Raw genomic sequence first — 15,662 nt, forward strand, 5'->3', positions numbered from 1 at the left:
AGCTCCTGTCTTCCCAGATGCGCTCGACATGCGAGATGAAGCCGGGAACGAGCACGATATCGGCCGGGCCGCTGCCCATCGTCTGGTAGGCGATATGGATGCCGTCCACGGCGACATAGCGGGTTCTGGGCCTCCGCACCATCGCCTGGCACCATGTCTGCATGAACACCCACAACGGTGCTGATGCCCGATACGGCTGAGCGCACGATCGATAGGGATAGCCCTTTTCCTTCGGCGGCAACCAAATCTCGCCGCAGATGCCGGAGGGGACAAGGCGGATCCTGTTCGGGCTGATCGTGCTGTTCGTGACGGCGGCTTATTTGCGGATCGTGGAGGAGCGGTGACAAGGACCTTGAGCGGCAGGCCATGAATTTGTCGCCTGCGCGCTTCCAGATCCCATCAAAATACAATCAATTTCCAGAGGCTCGTCGCCTTTGCGGATTCGCCAATTATATTAGCTGTTGTTGAATTGTATTTGGCAAGCGCTACCGGGAGTAACTATTTCCTCCCGGCACTCACTTTCAACCCTTGCTTAACTGCGATGCTACATTCTGCAAATCGCAGGCAAGAAATTCAAGGATTGCTCGATGCAGGTCACCTCGGACCTCACCGTTGCGATACGGAAGCTGCTGTCGGCCAGGAGCGGTGTTGCTGGCACCAGCCAGCAGACGTTCGTCAAAGCGGGCACAGCGCTGCGGACCGAGGCCCCGGTCATTCGTCCGGCCGCGACCGGCGACGAGGATGGCACGTTCGGCAGCTTTGGCCAGGCCCCCGAGACCGACGTGCCGGCTGCAGCGGGAGGGATATATCAACGCACTGCTCGATGCCCCAGTGTTGCAGTCCATTCAATCTGGCCGGCGTGGTAATGCCCATATCGGTCTCCTTCGACCAATATGAATCATAAGCCGTCCATCAAAGGGATCCGCAATCCTTCAATTTGCGGACTGGCTTTGGCCCGGTGGCGGAGCAGCCACAGGGTGGACATTTCGGCCCACATGGAAAATGATCATGTTGCCATGCACAACACTGCAGTGCTCTGATCTCAACGAGAAAGCCTTAGCGTAGAAGCGGATCAACCGACCTCCGGGTCCAGCGAGCGGGGACGCAAATGGACACACCAGAGAATGCGCAATTGCATCGCGACGCGGGCGGGCGACCCGGTCGATCGGCCGGCTGGCTTGCCCGCGCCGCCGTGTCGGCGGCATTCCTGGTCGGCATGGCTTTCAGCAGCACTGCGTTTGCGCAGGACCAGCAGCTACCCGTGGTGACGGCGGCCAAGCCGGTGGTCCGTGACATCGTCGAAGACGACGAGTTCGTCGGGCGCTTCGAAGCCGTCGACCAGGTCGCCATCCGTTCGCGCGTCAGCGGCTATCTGGACAAGGTCAGCTTCCAGGACGGCGCACTGGTCAACAAGGGCGACCTGCTCTTCACCATCGACCAGCGTCCGTATCAGGCGGCTTATGATGCCGCCAAATCGCAAGTGGATGTCGCCAAGAGTCTGCTCGAATTCTCCAAGATGCAGCTGGATCGCGCCGACGAACTCGCCAAGACCGGCAATATATCAACCGCGACGGTCGACGACCGCCGGCGGGAATACCTTTCGGCGCAGGCGCAGATGCAGGGCGCGACGGCTGCGCTGACGACCGCCAGCCTGAACATGGAATTCACCGAGATCAAGGCGCCCTTGTCCGGCCGCATCGACCGCCGGCTGGTGTCGGTCGGCAACCTCGTGCAGCCGGATTCCACCTTGCTGACGACCATCGTTACGCGCGATCCGATCGACTTCTATTTCGACGTCGATGAGCGCCTGTATTTCAGCTACGCCCGCGACGCGAAGGCGCGTGGCGGCACCATGCAGGAAGGCGCTGGCGGGCTCGAGGTGGTGGTTCGCGTCGCCGACCGCGCGGAGGCGGTATTCAAAGGCAAGCTCGATTTTGCCGAGAACCGGATCGACAACGCGACCGGCACCATGCGGGTGCGTGCGACGTTTCCCAACGCCGACGGCATTCTCCAGCCAGGCATGTTCGGGCGCATCAACGTGCCGGGGTCGCTGCCGCATAGCGGCGTGCTGGTGCCCGACGAGGCGATCGGCGCCGATCAGGATCGCCGCATCGTGTTCCTGGTGGATGAGGCCGGGATGGTTTCGGCCAAGCCCGTGCGCACCGGCCCGCTTCTCGACGGCTACCGCGTGATTCGCTCGGGCCTGGCCGGCGGCGAGACGATCATCGTCAACGGCCTGATGCACGCCAGGCCCGGCACCAAGGTGAAGGTCGAGATGGTGACGTTGCCGCCCAAGGCCGAGACCGCCGGGTTGCAGCAATGAGGTTCGCCCATTTCTTCGTCGACCGTCCGATCTTCGCATCGGTCGTTTCGATCGTCCTTTTGATCCTCGGCGGGATTGCCTATACCCAGCTGCCGGTCGCGCAATATCCCGAGATCGCGCCGCCAACCATTGTCGTTCGCGCGCAGTATCCGGGCGCCGACGCCGAGACGGTCGCAGCGACTGTGGCAACGCCGATCGAGCAGGAGATCAACGGCGTCGAGGGCATGCTCTACATGTCGTCCTATTCGTCGGGTGACGGAGCGATGGCGCTGACCATCACCTTCAAGCTGGGCACCGATCTCGACAAGGCGCAGGTGCTGGTGCAGAATCGCGTGTCGGTCGCCGAGCCGCGCCTGCCCGAAGAAGTCCGTCGCCTCGGCATCACCACCACCAAGAGCTCGCCCGACCTGATGATGGTCGTGCACATGCTGTCGCCCGACAATACCTATGACCAGCTCTACGTCTCGAACTACGCCCGCTCGCGGGTGCGCGACATACTGCTCAGGCTGGACGGCGTCGGCGACCTCATCATCTTTGGCGAACGCGAATATTCGCTGCGCATCTGGCTCGATCCAGAAAAACTGTCCGCCCTGGGGATGACCTCGGGCGATGTGGTGCAGGCGTTGCGCGACCAGAACGTCCAGGTGTCGGGCGGCTCGATCGGCGCGCCGCCGACCAACACCGGCTCGGCGTTCGAGTACACGGTCACCACGCAGGGCCGCTTCAACGACGCACGCGACTTCCGATACGTGATCGTCAAATCGACCGACGACGGCCGCCTGATCTCGCTGCAGGACGTGGCGCGCATCGAGCTTGGCGCCAAGGATTACGTCACCAACTCCTATCTCAACGGCAAACCGGCGGTGGCGCTCGCCATCTTCCAGCGGCCGGGCACCAATGCGCTCGCCGCAGCCGCCGAGATCCAGGACAAGATGAAGGAGCTTTCCCGCGACTTCCCGAAGGGGTTGAGCTACGACATCGTCTACAATCCGACCGAGTTCGTCGCCGAGTCGATCCACGAGGTCTACAAGACGATCCTCGAGGCGATGCTGCTGGTCATCATCGTCATCATCGTCTTCCTGCAATCGTGGCGCATGGCGATCGTGCCGATCGTGGCGATCCCCGTGTCGCTGATCGGCACGCTGGCGGTGCTTTTCGCCGCCGGCTTCTCGCTCAACATGTTGACGCTGTTCGGCCTCGTTCTGGCCATCGGCATCGTCGTCGACGATGCGATCGTCGTGGTCGAGAACGTCGAGCGCAATATCGCCAGAGGGCTGGCGCCCAATCCGGCGGCGCACCTGACCATGGACGAAGTCGGAACGGCTGTTATCGCGATCTCACTGGTGCTGATAGCCGTGTTCCTGCCGACAGCCTTCATCCCCGGCATTTCCGGGCAGTTCTACCTGCAGTTCGCGATCACCATCGCGGTATCGACGGCGATCTCGGCATTCAATTCGCTGACGCTCTCGCCGGCGCTGGCCGCACTGCTGTTCAAGCCGCATCACACTGCTTCGGCGCCGCCGCGCTTTTTCCTGGCGCGGTTCGGACGGGCGCTCGCCGACGGCTTCAATAATGGCTTTGACAGGCTCGCCCATTGGTATTCGAGCATCGTGCGCGTGCTGGTCGGCTCGTGGATAGCGATCGGCGCCATGCTGGCCGTTTTCGTGGCCCTCATCTGCGCCACGGGCTACATGGTGCAGGCGGTGCCGCGCGGTTTCATTCCGTCGCTCGACCAGGGCTATGCGATCGTCGTCGTCCAGCTGCCGGACGGCGCCTCGCTGTCGAGGACCGATGCGGTCATCCAGCAGGCGTCGCAGATCATCCAGAAAACGCCAGGCGTCGACTACGCAGTCGCCTTCGCCGGCTTCTCCGGCGCGACCTTCACCAACGCCAGCAACGCGGGCGTAATCTTCGCTAGGTTCAAGCCGTTTGATGAGCGACTGAAAGCCGGCCAGTCGGCGACCCGGGTCATCGGCAATCTGTTCGGCAGCCTGCAAAGCATCAAGGAAGCCTTCATTATCGCACTGCCGCCGCCCCCGATCCGCGGCGTCGGCAATGCCGGCGGCTTCAAACTCCAGATCCAGGAGCGCAACAGCGCCGACATGCGGCAGATCCTGGCGCTTGCTTACGAAATCGCCGGTAAGGCCAACAAGACTCAGGGGTTGACGGGCGTGTTCACCACGTTCTCCGCGTCGAGCCCGCAATTCTTCCTGGCGATCGATCGCGACAAGGCGCGCATCCTGAACGTGCCGATCCCCAACATCTTCGAGACGCTGTCGATCAATTTGGGCACCGCCTACGTCAACGACTTCAACGCTTTCGGGCGCGTCTACCAGGTGCGCGCGCAGGCCGACCAGGCGTTCCGCCTCGATCGCGCCGACATCTTGAAACTAAAGGTGCGCTCGGCGACCGGCGCGCTGGTTCCGCTCGGCACGTTGATCGAGATCCGCGACGTCACCGGCCCGGCGCTGGTCCAGCACTACAACATGTACGTCTCGGTGCCGCTGCAGGGCAACGCCGCGCCCGGCGTCTCCACGGGCGACGCGCTGGCCTTGATGGAAGGGATCACGGCAAAGACGCTGCCGGCCGGTACCTCTTATGAATGGACCGAGCTCGCCTATCAGGAGCACAATACCGGCAATGCCGCTGTCTATATCTTCGGATTGTCGGTGCTGTTCGTGTTCCTGGCGCTGGCGGCGCAATATGAAAGCTGGGTGCTGCCGTTCGCCATTGTGCTGGTGGTGCCGCTCGGCGTGCTCGCGGCGTTGCTCGGCGTGTCTTTCCGAGGGCTGGACAACAACATCCTCGTGCAGATCGGCCTCATCGTGCTGATCGGGCTTGCCGCGAAGAACGCGATCCTGATCGTCGAATTCGCGCGGCAGGCGCAGGAACGCGGCCTGTCGGCGGCCGCGGCTGCCGTCGAAGCCTGCCGGCTCAGGCTGCGGCCGATCCTGATGACCGCCTTCTCGTTCATCCTCGGCGTCGTGCCGCTGATGATCGCAACGGGCCCGGGCGCGGAAATGCGCCAGTCGCTCGGCACCGCGGTGTTCTCCGGCATGCTCGGCGTTACCTTCGTCGGCCTGTTCCTGACGCCGGTGTTCTACGTCACGCTCAGGTCGCTGTTTTCACGGCGCAAGCCCCGTGCCGAGGCCGAGCCCGAGCCTTCGGCGCCGGCAGAGGCGCCAGCGGAGACGGCTGCCGAGTAGGGTTACGAATTCGCCGTGTCGAGCGCGGCTTGTCACTCCAGAAAATCGGCACGGCGCGGCAACGGCCACGACGGCATGGCTGAAGACCAAAAGCTCTGCCGTAAGCGACCTCGAATTGCTCGGCGTCGAGCGGGAGAGGGGCACGCCGGCCTTCGCCCTCGTGGGAGAGCCAGGCACCCGCAAATATGACATGGCCATTCAGGCCCGACCTGACCCACACCGTCGCCGGCTGAACGCGTCGTTCCAGGGATTGTTTTCGGGAGGTTCGAGCACTAGAGGCGCAAAGCTGACGTTGAACTAGCGTGAGCGCAACGTGTCGGTCCGCAACCGACTGATCCGCGCCCGAGCCTACAGCCTGTCTCCGCTGTTAAGCAAGCGTCGGTTGATGCCCTGCCTTGCCCCTTACCATCCCCGCAATCCCCTCCAGCAGCGCCCTCTGCTCGCCCACCCAGAACCAGTGATCCTCTCCCTCCACCTCGACAAACCGCGCCCCCGCTATCCGCGCCGCCAGATACCGCCCGGCCTCGACCCGCACCGCCCGGTCACCCCTGCGGTGCAGCACCAGCGTCGGCGCCCTGACCTTTGACAGCAGCGGCCGCACGTCGGCGTCGCGCAGCGCCTGCAGCAGGCCGGCCACCGCGCCGGGGCTGGAGGCGGCCCGGAGCAGGCCGGCCCACCAGGCGCGCGCCTGGCGGTCGGAGGCCACGCTCGGTGCAAAGGTTTCGATTTCCGCCGGGCCACCCCAGCCGGCGAGCAGGCGCTGCTGCCACAGATCATATTGCGCCGAGGTGAGCGCGAAGGGATAGTCGGGCGCGCGGCTGCCCTTGGCGAGCGAGCCCCACAGGACCAGGCCGGTCAGGCGGTCGGGGTGGTCGACGGCGAAGCGGATGCAGCCCGGCCCGCCCTCCGAGGCGCCGACCAGTACGGCTTTGCGGCTGCCGGCCGCGTCCATCACCGCCAGTATGTCGCGCGCTGTGGCCTCGACGGTCGGGCGGGCGCCGACGCGGTCGGACAGGCCCATGCCGCGCCGGTCGAACAGGATCAGCCGGCCGAGCCGCGACACGGCACCGAGCCAGGCGCGGCAGCTCCTGTCTTCCCAGATGCGCTCGACATGCGAGATGAAGCCGGGAACGAGCACGATATCGGCCGGGCCGCTGCCCATCGTCTGGTAGGCGATATGGATGCCGTCCACGGCGACATAGCGGGTTCTCGGCATCTCCGCTTCGGCATCGCCGGCGCGCAGCAGAGCGAGCGTCGCCGGGTCGGGCGCCACGCCGAGTTCGTCGCGCAGCAGCCGCATACAGGCCTCGCCCTGGCGCTCGGCCGCCGCCCGGTCGCCGGCGGCCAGATGGGCGCGGATCAAATGGCGGTGCGCGCTTTCGCTCAACGGGTCGAGGGCGGCAAGGCGCGTTGCGTGCATCACGGCGCCGCCCGCGTCGCCGCCGGCGATCCTGGCTTCCACCTGCCGCTCCAGCGCCTGCACCAGCCGGCTGCGCAAGGCCTCGCGGCGGAAAAACACCCATTCCTCGAATTCGGGACAATCCGGCAGCGCGAAGCCGGCGAGATAGTCGCCGGTGTAGAGGCCGGCGGCCTCGTCGAGCAGACCGGCATCGCAGGCATGGTCGAAGGCGATGGCGTCGGCCTCGACCAGGAGCCCCGGGCGCAGGCTGAGCGACGCCGCGCCGGCTGATATGATCTCCTCGCCGAACGCGATGCGGATCTTGTACAGCGTGCGCCGCAGGCGGGCGCGGGCGGCTTGCGCGTCGGCCTCGGGCCACAGCAACGTGGCGGCGACCTCTCGCGCCACCGGTCCTCCGGCCTCGGCAAGGTAGATGACAAGCGCGGCCGCCTTGCGCAAGGCGAGCTCTACCCGCCGCCCGTTCAGCCGGAACTCCGGAAAACCCAGAAGTCTGAGTTGTATCGGCTCCATCGATCCGCACGCGGCCGCGCAAGGAGAGGACGTTGAGGGGACGCCGGCCTTCTATCCACCCCCCGGTTTCGCGCCGATCCGGCCCGATCAACTCCCTTGGAGCGAGAAATGTCACCGGTCAATACATCAAGCCATCGCACTTCAGAACCGCTTGGCGGCTGCCGCGTCCCTGCCGCCGGGCATGGAGGCTGAGTCATGTGCCAGACCTGCCTCTCCTGGTATGCGCGCTGCGTCGCCCCCTATTTCGTCCATGCCGGCTGTTCGGCCGGCACATTCACGCGGATGCGCAGTCGCGTCATCCCGAGGGCTGAAGGTGTCGTCGTCGAGGTCGGCTTCGGCTCGGGCCTCAACCTGCCCTATTACGACGCCGCCAGGGTGGAGCGGCTGGTCGGCGTCGACCCCGACGGCACCATGCTCGGCCTCGCCGCGCCGAAGAGCCGCGCCATGCCCTTCGCCGTCGAATGCATCCGCGCCGGCGGCGAAAGCCTGCCTTTGGCCGATGGCATCGCCGACACGGTGGTCGTCACCTATGCCTTCTGCACCATTCCGGACCCCGAGGCCGCGCTCAGCGAAATCCGCCGCGTCCTGAAGCCGACAGGCCGGCTGATCTTCATCGAGCACGGCCAGGCCGAGGGAGCGCGCTGCCGCCGCTGGCAGCAGCGGCTGAACCGGTTGTGGGGTTCGATCGCCGGCGGCTGCCACCTCAACCGCGATCCGCTGCGCCTGATCGGCGGGGCGGGTTTTCGCCTGCTCGAGGTGCAGCACGGCCGGTTTCCCCTGCCCCTATGGCAGTTGGGCAGCCACCACGCCGGCATCGCGGCCGCAGACTGACCGGCCTGCGCCGGCCGCGCGTTCATTTGGCCGCTGGCCTTGCAGGGAACCCAGCCTGCAGCCTGCCCGGCCCAGGGTCATCTTGCCCCGTGCATCGATGTCGCGCCGCACTTGCATGCCGCCATGGCCGCCCTCACAGCGCCAGGCTCCCCTGCTCCGCCTCCTCGGCATCGGGGTCGCCGGGAGCGGTGGCCCAGGCGAGTTCGACCAGCGTCACGGTGCGCTTTCCGGTGCCGTCGAGCTGGCAGACGATCAGCCCCTGCTCCTCGATATAGGTCAGCAGGCGGCGGGCGCGGCGCAACGAGTGCGAGCCATAGGCGCGCGCGATCGCGGCGTCGCTCGGGCACGGCCAGCCTTCCTTCGCCGCCCGCGCGATCATCATGAACACGCCCTGCATGTCGTCGGGCAGCAGCGAGGCGCGCACGGAAACGTCCCGCCAGGCGTCGTCCTGCGTCGTTTCGGCGCCGAGGCCTGCGCGGGCGCGCGTCAGCATGCGGCGGAATTCGGCGAGGTCCGGCACAACCGAGGCCAGGCCCTCGATGCGGCAGCGCACCACGAATTCCTGATAGAGCACGCCGATCACGCGAAAACCCGCATCGGGCTGTGCCAGGATGGCGCGCAGCACGCGGTCGACCCGCTCGCGCCGCTCCGCCAGGTCCTCGGCGCTGATTTGCGGTTCCGCCGGTTCGGGGCGGATTTCCAGCGCCGCCGATTTCGCCGCCATCAGCTGGTCGAGCAGGTCCGGCGACGCCACCCGGCGCGGCGTGCGCACCGTCTCGGGCGGCGGCGCCGCCAGGATGATCGCGCGGGCATCCTCCAGCGCTGCCTCCGGCATCGCCATCAGCCGCGGCGTGCCGTTGCGCGGACTGGTGTCGGTCGGGCCGATGCGCAGGCCGAGCGGCCGGCGCGACAGTGCCGGCCCCAGCGCCATGAACTGCCCCCGCTCCAGGTCGCGAAAAGCTTCCGCCTGGCGCCGCTCCATGCCGAGCAGATCGGCGGCGCGCGCCATGTCGATGTCGAGGAAGGTGCGGCCCATGAGGAAATTGGAGGCTTCGGCCGCGACATTCTTGGCGAGCTTGGCCAGACGCTGCGTGGCGATGATGCCGGCCAGCCCGCGCTTGCGGCCACGGCACATCAGGTTGGTCATGGCGCCGAGCGAGAGTTTGCGCGCCTCGTCGGAAACCTCGCCGGCCACCGCCGGCGCAAACAGCTGCGCCTCGTCCACCACCACCAGCATCGGATACCAGTGGTCGCGGGCGACCTCGAACAGCCCGCCGAGGAAGGCGGCGGCGCGGCGCATCTGGTTTTCGGCGTCGAGCCCTTCGAGGTTGAGCACGGTGGAGACGCGGTGGATGCGCGCCCGCTCGCCGGCCGCCTGCAGGCCGCGCTCGGTGTGCTCCTCGGCATCGATCACCAGATGGCCGTAGCGCTCGCCGAGCGAAACGAAGTCGCCTTCGGGATCGACAATGGTCTGCTGCACCCAGGGCGCGCTCTGCTCCAGCAGCCGGCGCAGAAGATGCGATTTGCCGGAGCCAGAATTGCCCTGCACCAGAAGGCGGGTCGCCAGCAGTTCCTCGAGATCGAGGTTCGCTGGGGCGCCCGCCGTGGTGTGTCCCATCTCGATCGCAACGGTCATGTCTCGACTCAAAAAGGTCTCCTGCGCGGCATGGGGCTTAGCAACCCAGGCGCGGCCCGTCGAGCACCGATGGCCGGCGGCCCGGTGTTGCGCACAGTTGTGAGGAAAGGGCCGGCAGGAACGGCCGCCGTCATGCGCCCCTGTGGATAGTAACCACTCATTCACCATGGGCCGGCGTTGCGGTTGCGGAGGCCGGCCATCCGTTTAGCCTGACCTTGCATCGCGCCCCAACGAGATGCACCCCAACGCCCCAGACGGCGGCCGGCGTCTTCAAGTTTCGTTTCTGTATGCGCCGGTCGTCAGTTTTGTCAGCTACAGCGCCGCACCTTGCCGCGGCATCGGTGCCAGGGGCGGTGCATCCAGGCCCTCGAAAGGGTCGCGCCAGGCGTCGATGGCTTCGAGCCGGCGATACCAGCGGTCGAGCGCGGGATAGTCGCCGAGCGGCAGGCCGGCGGCATCGTTGAACGGCAGGAAGGCCGCCATGCGGAAATCGGCATAGGAAAGCGACGTTCCGACCAGCCACTGCCGGCCGGCCAGTTCCGCCTCCAGGATCGCGGCCCCCTTGTGGAACTCTTCCAGCCCCTTGCTGACCTTGTCCTCGTCGATCGGCCCGATGCCATAGCGCTGCTTGGTGCCGCGCTCGAAATGCACGGTGTCGCAGGCGCGCATGAAATTCTCCTTGCCCCAGCTCAGCCAGCGGATCATGTCGGGTTCGTCCTCGCCGGTGCGCCAGAAATCGGAACGCGCCGCGCGCGACAACCGGCAGGCTATGGCGTCGGCCTCCCACAGACTGCCGCCGGGCCATGCCAGGATGGGAATGGAGAGGTTGGGATTGAGCGGCCGGAATCGCTCCGCTTGCTCCGGCGCAAAGGGTGACGCGAATTCGAAGGCCACCTCGGCCTTGAGATGGCGCGCCACCGCGACCGCCAGGCGCGGATTGGGATTGCGGCTGAAATACAGTGTCATTTCGCCCACGGCCGGCTCGACCTTGTCATTCATGAGTGTCTCCTGGTCCTGGCGAACATGCCAGACCAAGGACGCGACTGGCAGGCGCAATCCGACAAAGTGTGGGTTGACCACCATCGATGGCGAGGCGACACTTCATATCGCACCAAGGCAGGAGGAATTGCGATGGACGAGCCCGAACGGTGGCGCCACATGTCGACGGCACCCAAGGACGGCAGCCGGATCCTGGTCACGGTCCGTCCCTCCGAACAGGGGCCGGCGGAAGTCGACCTCGCCTACTGGTCGCGCGGCGACCAGTTCGCCGGTGAAGGCTGGCGGGCATCGGATTCCTCGCCCGGCCGCGTCGTCGAATATGCCGAACCGGAACTGAAGTGCTGGATGCCCATGCCCTCGGCCAACCTCAGCCGCGGCGGCTCGATGCCCGCCCCCTGGGAAGGCGACGACGCGCAACAGCTGGATGGGTCCGGGATTTAGCGAGCGGCCGGTGAAGCCGCCGATCTCCCCCCTCGTGGGTTGGATAGGTCCGGGATTTGAGAGCACCGACGGTGAAGCCGCCGATCTCCCCCCTCGTGGGGGAGATCGGCAGCTTCCCTGCAGGCTCTTCAAAACAAAAATGCCGCCGTCGCCGGGTTCGGTCCGTCGCGGCCATCGGCCGAATCCATGCCCGCGATCGTCTTCAGGTCCTGCGCGTCCAGTTCGAAGTCGAAGACATCGAAATTGGCCGCGATGCGGTCCTGGCGGACCGATTTGGGGATGACGATCAGCCCTTGCTGGAGATGCCAGCGGATGATCGTCTGCGCGGCGGATTTGCCGTGCTTGCGGGCAATGCCCGCGATCGTCGGATCGCCGAGCAGCCGGCCGCTGCCGAGCGGGCTCCAGCTCTCCGTCTGGATGTCATGCCCGGCATGAAATTCCCTGAGCGCGCGCTGCTGGAAACGCGGATGCAGCTCGATCTGGTTGGCCACCGGGACCACGCCGGTCTCGCCGATGATGCGCTCCAGATGGTCCCTGTTGAAATTCGAAACGCCGATCGACTTGATGCGGCCGGCCTGCTTCAGCTCGATCAGGGTCTTCCAGGCCTCGACATATTTGTCCTGGCTGGGCACCGGCCAGTGGATCAGGAACAGGTCGATCCGCTCGATGCCGAGTTTTTCCATCGTGTCGTCGAAAGCGCGCAGGGCCGCGTCGCGCTCGTGCGCACCGTTGCGCAGCTTCGAGGTGATGTACAGCTCGCTCCTCGGCACATCGGCGGCGCGGATCGCCTCGCCGACGCCCTCCTCGTTCTGGTAGCCCTGCGCGGTGTCGATCAGCCGGTAGCCGGCCTTGATCGCCCAGCCCACCACGTCGGCGGTGATGCCGTGATCGACCTGCCACACGCCAAGGCCCAGCTGGGGAATGATGGTGCCGTCGTTCAGCGTGATCGGTTCGGGCATGGTCGGATCCTTTGCGAAGAAATGTCCGGGCGATCGCCCGACCCAGCCTATCTAGGCACGTGCCGGGACGACGACCAGTCGCCGGCGGATAAATTCGCCGGCGACTCACGGACTTGATGTCTTCGTCAGGAGAACCGGCTCATTTCGGCCGGCGCACCGCTCGCACCATCGGGGTGGAAGTGCTGCCGCAGAACAGGCGGTCGCCACCGTCGGATTCCAGCCCCGAGACGGTCATGCCGGCAGGCATGTCGAGCCTCTCCAGAAGCTTGCCGGTTTTCGGGTCGACTCGGCGCAGATCGCTCTCGTCGCCCTCCAAGGTGGCGTGCCACAATTCGCCATCCACCCAGGTCACACCGGTGACGAAGCGGCTGGACTCGATGCTGCGCAGGATTTTCCCGGTCTCGGGATCGATCTGGTGGATCTTGCGCTCGCGGTACTGCCCCACCCAGAGCGTGCCTTCGGCCCAGGTGAGCCCGGAATCGCGGCCGCCGCCGGGCGCCGGGATCGTGGCGAGCACCGCGCCGGTATCGGGGTCGATCTTCTGGATGCGATCATTGGCGAGCTGGAAGAAATGCCGGCCGTCAAAGGCGGTGCCGGCATGAGCGGCGACATCGATCGAACGCAGCGTCTGACCGCTTTGCGGATCGAAGGCGTTCAGCCTGTCGCCCGAGGCAAACCAGACGTTCTCGCCGTCATAGCTCACCCCATGTATCCGCTCCACACCCGGAAATGGTCCGTATTCGCGCAGGATTTCGGCCGGTGAATGCTTCATGTCTTGATCCTCGATTGTGGTCGTCATCCGCTGATCTTCGGTACGGGATTTAGGTGGGTCGAGATTCCGGTCAGGCTGGCCTCACCTGAATCTCGCCACACCTTAGCCGTTCGGCAGCGGCGCCGGGAGTAACAAGGTGGTCGTGAATCCGGCCACCGGCGGCGTCATCCAGCGGCGCGCCCGGCCATGGCCGAAAGACTGCACCTTGCCGGTCTCGGCGAGCGGCTCGAGCGCCCGCTGCACGCTGCGCTGGCCGGTTCCGAGCGCCAGCGCCAGCGCCGAGCTCGACCAGGATTCGCCATCGGCGAGCAAGGCCAGCACGGCGGCGTGCCGTTCTTCGATCGGCCGCGCCAGCACCATCACCGCGCGCGCCAGGTGCGGCGCCAGCGTGAAACCGCGCTTGGTGGCGCTGATGTCGGCAAGTGCTGCAAGCTCGGCGCGCAGCCGGCCGATCTCGACGCGCAGCCGGGCGCGGTGCGATTCATCGGCATGCTTGCCGCCAAAGGCCCGCGCCACGAGTTCCTCGCGCGAGACATCTCCGGGCGAGGCTTCTGCGAGTGCGCGCGCCAGCGCGAACAGCACCGGCCGGCTCGCCAGCGAGACTGTTCGGTCCCCGGCGCGCACGGTGTAGCGAAAGGCATCGACGACCAGCGCCGGCGATGCCTGCAGCGCCTCGACCTCCTCGAGCAGCAACGGCCGCTCCGTGCCTTGGGTGATCAGCCGCGCCGCCGGCGTTTCCAGCGCCAGGGATGCGCTGTCGACTTCGGCCATGAGGCCTGGAATACCCGCCTGGCGGGCGGCGTTGCGCGCCCATTCCAGCGCCGCGCGCGCCGGCCGGGTCCGCAGGCGCCGCATGGCGATGCCGGCGACGGCGAGCTCATGCGCGGCCCGTGCGGCCGGCGGCAGCGGCGTCGGGTCGAGCCCGGCCAGCACATGCTCGGCCTCGTCGAGCCGGCCGATCAACAGTAGGCGCCGCACCTTGAGGTGACCGGCATGCGCCGCGTTCAGCCGGTCGCCATGCTTCTCCAGCGTCGTGCGCGCCGCGTCGAGCGCCTTGGCCGGCCAGCCCAGGTCACGCGAGACCAGCGCGATCTCGGCCTCGGCGACGACGCATCTGGCGCGCGCGACGGCCTCTTTCGGGCTGAAGGCGCGCGCCGCCCGCCGCAACAGAAGCTTGGCGCGGTCGAAGTCGCCGAGCTGCGCCATGGCGATGCCGCGCAGCGCCAGCGCCGGCGCATCCTCGCGCAAGGCGACGCGGTCGAGCGCGCCGAGCGGATCGCCCGCCGCCAGCGCCAATGCCGCCGCGGTGATCAGCGAGTCCATGCAAATCCCGTCAAACTTGTAACTCCCACCGCGGCACGTTTGCGCCCTAGCTTAAATCACCACCGCCGGTCAGCAAGTCGCAACGGCGCGATGGAGACCTAGCCATGTGGCTGAGCCGTCATCGGCACCGTTGACGCCAATTCCGGCACTCGCTAGCCTGAGCATCTCAGGTATTAACAGTAAGCATCTCATTAGGGATAGTTGAAAATGCCTGCAACCGACAATCTCGAACACACCGCACGGCCCCGCCACCCCTGCTGCGCCGGGCCGGACGATTCCAATCCCGTCGCGGATGTAACTCACCCCACCCCGCCTCATCGCTCTACCCTGGATCCCAACGCGATCGCAGGCCGCGACGGCGCCATGACTGACAAAGGAGAAGACCAATGACCAAGCACATGACGATGAAGACCCCGCCGGTCGTTTCGCGGCAGGAATGGGACGCCGCCCGCGAAAAGATGCTGGTGAAGGAGAAGGCGACGCTCCGCGCCAAGGATGCGCTCGCCGCCGAACGCCGGCGCATGCCGTGGATGGAAGTGGACAAGGCCTATGTGTTCGAGGGCCCCAACGGCAAGGCAAGCCTGCTCGACCTGTTCGAAGGCCGCCGCCAGCTGATCGTCTACCGCGCCTTCTACGAGCCGGGCGTCTATGGTTGGCCCGATCATGCCTGCCGCGGCTGCTCGCTCGGCGCCGACCAGGTCGGCCACCTCGCCCATCTCAACGCCCGCAACACCACGCTGGCCTACGCCTCGCGCGCGCCGCAGGCTGACATTGTCAGGCTGAAGGCGCGGATGGGCTGGGAGATGCCCTGGTACACGATCACCGACAGCTTCGACAAGGATTTCGGCGTCGACGAATGGCACGGCCACAACGTCTTCATCCATGACGGCGACCGCGTCTTCCGTACCTATTTCATCAGCAGCCGCGGCGACGAGCAGATGGGCACGGTCTGGAGCTATCTCGATGCCACCCCGCTCGGCCGCCAGGAGATCTGGGAGGATTCGCCCGAAGGCTATCCCCAGACGCCGCTCTACAGCTGGTGGAACTGGCACGACAATTACGAAGCTGGCGCCGACAAGAAATGGGCCGAAGTGGCCGCCGCCGGCGAAGCCGCCTTCAGGGACAAGGGTGAGTAGCAGGAACTGGCGAGAGCCAAGCCCCTGTCCAGCCTGGGTTCCTCGCTCGAGAGAGGTGGCTCGGCGAAGCCGAGACGGAGAGGCTGCGCCCGAAGGTCCCCTCTCC

Annotated in this window: 12 protein-coding genes; 6 read left to right on the top strand and 6 right to left on the bottom strand. The window is 66.4% G+C overall.

Annotation, left to right across the window (positions count from 1 at the left end; genetic code table 11):
* Nucleotides 1-587: 587 nt before the first annotated feature.
* The 3 genes from CK226_RS27675 (at nucleotide 588) to CK226_RS27685 (ending at nucleotide 5,529) form a co-directional block, all read left to right on the top strand.
* Entirely contained in the window at nucleotides 588-866 is a 279-nt protein-coding gene (locus CK226_RS27675; RefSeq protein ID WP_095793504.1) for a hypothetical protein, read from the top strand.
* Nucleotides 867-1,216: 350 nt separating this feature from the next.
* A complete protein-coding gene (locus CK226_RS27680) occupies nucleotides 1,217-2,323 on the top strand; it encodes an efflux RND transporter periplasmic adaptor subunit (RefSeq protein ID WP_179296019.1) in 1,107 nt (368 codons plus the stop codon).
* Entirely contained in the window at nucleotides 2,320-5,529 is a 3,210-nt protein-coding gene (locus tag CK226_RS27685) for a multidrug efflux RND transporter permease subunit (RefSeq protein ID WP_095793505.1), read from the top strand. The genes CK226_RS27680 and CK226_RS27685 overlap by 4 nt, the downstream gene beginning before the upstream one ends.
* A gap of 367 nt (nucleotides 5,530-5,896) precedes the next feature.
* Here CK226_RS27685 and CK226_RS27690 read toward each other — a convergent pair whose 3' ends face one another.
* Complete coding sequence (locus CK226_RS27690; RefSeq protein WP_095793506.1) at nucleotides 5,897-7,459, bottom strand: alpha/beta hydrolase; 1,563 nt, start codon at nucleotides 7,457-7,459, stop codon at nucleotides 5,897-5,899.
* A 195-nt stretch (nucleotides 7,460-7,654) separates the two neighbouring features.
* Between CK226_RS27690 and CK226_RS27695 the strand changes: the two genes are divergently transcribed.
* Nucleotides 7,655-8,290, top strand: coding sequence for a class I SAM-dependent methyltransferase (locus CK226_RS27695; protein ID WP_095793507.1), 636 nt, complete (start codon nucleotides 7,655-7,657; stop codon nucleotides 8,288-8,290).
* A 133-nt stretch (nucleotides 8,291-8,423) separates the two neighbouring features.
* Here CK226_RS27695 and CK226_RS27700 read toward each other — a convergent pair whose 3' ends face one another.
* Nucleotides 8,424-9,926 (bottom strand): ATP-binding protein, encoded by a 1,503-nt coding sequence (locus tag CK226_RS27700; protein WP_095793508.1) that lies wholly within the window; start codon nucleotides 9,924-9,926, stop codon nucleotides 8,424-8,426.
* Nucleotides 9,927-10,238: 312 nt separating this feature from the next.
* Entirely contained in the window at nucleotides 10,239-10,892 is a 654-nt protein-coding gene (locus CK226_RS27705; RefSeq protein WP_095793601.1) for a glutathione S-transferase family protein, read from the bottom strand.
* 165 nt (nucleotides 10,893-11,057) lie between these two features.
* On the opposite strand from CK226_RS27705, the gene CK226_RS27710 reads away from it, so the two are divergent.
* A complete protein-coding gene (locus CK226_RS27710; RefSeq protein WP_019859393.1) occupies nucleotides 11,058-11,366 on the top strand; it encodes a hypothetical protein in 309 nt (102 codons plus the stop codon).
* A 128-nt stretch (nucleotides 11,367-11,494) separates the two neighbouring features.
* Here CK226_RS27710 and CK226_RS27715 read toward each other — a convergent pair whose 3' ends face one another.
* From CK226_RS27715 to CK226_RS27725, 3 genes are all read right to left on the bottom strand, one after another.
* Nucleotides 11,495-12,325, bottom strand: a complete 831-nt coding sequence (locus CK226_RS27715; RefSeq protein WP_095793509.1) for an aldo/keto reductase — start codon at nucleotides 12,323-12,325, stop codon at nucleotides 11,495-11,497.
* Nucleotides 12,326-12,464: 139 nt separating this feature from the next.
* Nucleotides 12,465-13,097, bottom strand: a complete 633-nt coding sequence (locus tag CK226_RS27720; protein ID WP_095775206.1) for a PQQ-binding-like beta-propeller repeat protein — start codon at nucleotides 13,095-13,097, stop codon at nucleotides 12,465-12,467.
* Between the two features lie 102 nt (nucleotides 13,098-13,199).
* A complete protein-coding gene (locus CK226_RS27725; protein WP_095793510.1) occupies nucleotides 13,200-14,420 on the bottom strand; it encodes a helix-turn-helix domain-containing protein in 1,221 nt (406 codons plus the stop codon).
* 386 nt (nucleotides 14,421-14,806) lie between these two features.
* Between CK226_RS27725 and CK226_RS27730 the strand changes: the two genes are divergently transcribed.
* Complete coding sequence (locus CK226_RS27730; RefSeq protein WP_095775184.1) at nucleotides 14,807-15,556, top strand: thioredoxin family protein; 750 nt, start codon at nucleotides 14,807-14,809, stop codon at nucleotides 15,554-15,556.
* Nucleotides 15,557-15,662: the final 106 nt, after the last annotated feature.

Origin of the sequence: Mesorhizobium sp. WSM4311, from assembly GCF_002295115.1 — a bacterium.
In the GTDB taxonomy this organism is placed as follows: domain Bacteria; phylum Pseudomonadota; class Alphaproteobacteria; order Rhizobiales; family Rhizobiaceae; genus Mesorhizobium.

What these genes read in the sequence shown, in the direction of transcription:
- CK226_RS27675 (WP_095793504.1), top strand. Translation starts at nt 588, where the DNA reads ATGCAGGTCACCTCGGACCTCACCGTTGCGATACGGAAGCTGCTGTCG.
- CK226_RS27680 (WP_179296019.1), top strand. Translation starts at nt 1,217, where the DNA reads ATGGCTTTCAGCAGCACTGCGTTTGCGCAGGACCAGCAGCTACCCGTG.
- CK226_RS27685 (WP_095793505.1), top strand. Translation starts at nt 2,320, where the DNA reads ATGAGGTTCGCCCATTTCTTCGTCGACCGTCCGATCTTCGCATCGGTC.
- CK226_RS27690 (WP_095793506.1), bottom strand. Translation starts at nt 7,459, where the DNA reads ATGGAGCCGATACAACTCAGACTTCTGGGTTTTCCGGAGTTCCGGCTG.
- CK226_RS27695 (WP_095793507.1), top strand. Translation starts at nt 7,655, where the DNA reads ATGTGCCAGACCTGCCTCTCCTGGTATGCGCGCTGCGTCGCCCCCTAT.
- CK226_RS27700 (WP_095793508.1), bottom strand. Translation starts at nt 9,926, where the DNA reads ATGACCGTTGCGATCGAGATGGGACACACCACGGCGGGCGCCCCAGCG.
- CK226_RS27705 (WP_095793601.1), bottom strand. Translation starts at nt 10,892, where the DNA reads ATGACACTGTATTTCAGCCGCAATCCCAATCCGCGCCTGGCGGTCGCG.
- CK226_RS27710 (WP_019859393.1), top strand. Translation starts at nt 11,058, where the DNA reads ATGGACGAGCCCGAACGGTGGCGCCACATGTCGACGGCACCCAAGGAC.
- CK226_RS27715 (WP_095793509.1), bottom strand. Translation starts at nt 12,325, where the DNA reads ATGCCCGAACCGATCACGCTGAACGACGGCACCATCATTCCCCAGCTG.
- CK226_RS27720 (WP_095775206.1), bottom strand. Translation starts at nt 13,097, where the DNA reads ATGAAGCATTCACCGGCCGAAATCCTGCGCGAATACGGACCATTTCCG.
- CK226_RS27725 (WP_095793510.1), bottom strand. Translation starts at nt 14,420, where the DNA reads ATGGACTCGCTGATCACCGCGGCGGCATTGGCGCTGGCGGCGGGCGAT.
- CK226_RS27730 (WP_095775184.1), top strand. Translation starts at nt 14,807, where the DNA reads ATGACCAAGCACATGACGATGAAGACCCCGCCGGTCGTTTCGCGGCAG.